The sequence below is a fragment of the Chrysanthemum yellows phytoplasma genome (assembly GCF_000803325.1).
GTDB classification, from domain to species: domain Bacteria; phylum Bacillota_I; class Bacilli_A; order Acholeplasmatales; family Acholeplasmataceae; genus Phytoplasma; species Phytoplasma asteris.
Genome location: NZ_JSWH01000183.1, coordinates 1 through 970, shown reverse-complemented (window position 1 = coordinate 970; position 970 = coordinate 1). Strand labels below are relative to the sequence as shown.

Genomic DNA, 970 nt, shown 5'->3' with positions numbered 1-970 from the left:
TATATATTGAAGGGACAAGTGTTTCCCCACATTTATATTATAACTATTATTATGTAAAAAGTCATTATATAAAAAAAAAAGACTATCATTTAAGATAATCTTAATATTATTTAAGTAATTTTTTGTTATTTTGGGATGGGGGATTGTGTTTAAATTCATTGTTATACCTCCTTTCTTTTATATTTTAGGTATATTGGTTGGTTGGGGGGTGGGTTTTATGCCTAAAATATGTTGGGAGGGTAAAATATTTTGGGTATGTTTTAGTTTTTGAGTAGTTCGTTTATTTTGGATAGTTTGTTTTGGTAGTCGGAAAGGGATTTTGGAGACGCTCTATTATTCTATTAAATTGTGTTTCAAACATTTCAACTGATTTAATTTGCCCATCTAATATACCAATTTCGCGTTCTAAATTTTCAATTTCAATTTTGGATTCGGCAAGTTGTAATTCAATTGCCATTTTTTGTTCGGGGGTTAGGTTTGGTTTGCTTTTTTGTGTTTGTTAGTTTGTTAGTTTGGTTTTATGTTCGTTTAAACTTGTTGTTTTTTCATCTCTTTGTTGTTGTGGTTTTATTTAGGTGATTTTTTCTTTTTCAGTTTGATAATTTTTAATTGAATCTTGGGTGGTTTTAATACTTGCTTCAATAGTGGTTTTAAAGTTAAGGACCATTTCTAAATCATAAAGTTCCCCTTCGTATTCGTATTTCTTTTCGTTTTTTGTTTGTGGTTGTGATGTGGGTGTAAATGTTTGAGAAGGTAAGTAAGGATTTTGGTTGCTTTGACTTCCTGTATAAATTCCTTCGTTATTAATGTAATCAGGTTTGTAAGATTGTGTGGGTTTGGGGGATGTTGGTGTGTCATCAGGTTTAGTGTTTTGATTAAATAAAACTAAAACTTACCCCCATTTAAGGATGCTTTTTTTCTTTTTTATATTATTATTAATTATTTATAATCACATTAAAATTAATACAAA

General features: G+C 28.8%; 1 protein-coding gene. It reads right to left on the bottom strand.

What is annotated here, in order from left to right; genetic code table 11:
• Positions 1-280: 280 nt before the first annotated feature.
• Positions 281-457 (bottom strand): hypothetical protein, encoded by a 177-nt coding sequence (locus OL66_RS03895; RefSeq protein WP_156956361.1) that lies wholly within the window; start codon positions 455-457, stop codon positions 281-283.
• Positions 458-970: the final 513 nt, after the last annotated feature.

Excerpts from the sequence above, each read along its gene's own strand:
- OL66_RS03895 (WP_156956361.1), bottom strand. The coding sequence starts at position 457 with ATGGCAATTGAATTACAACTTGCCGAATCCAAAATTGAAATTGAAAAT.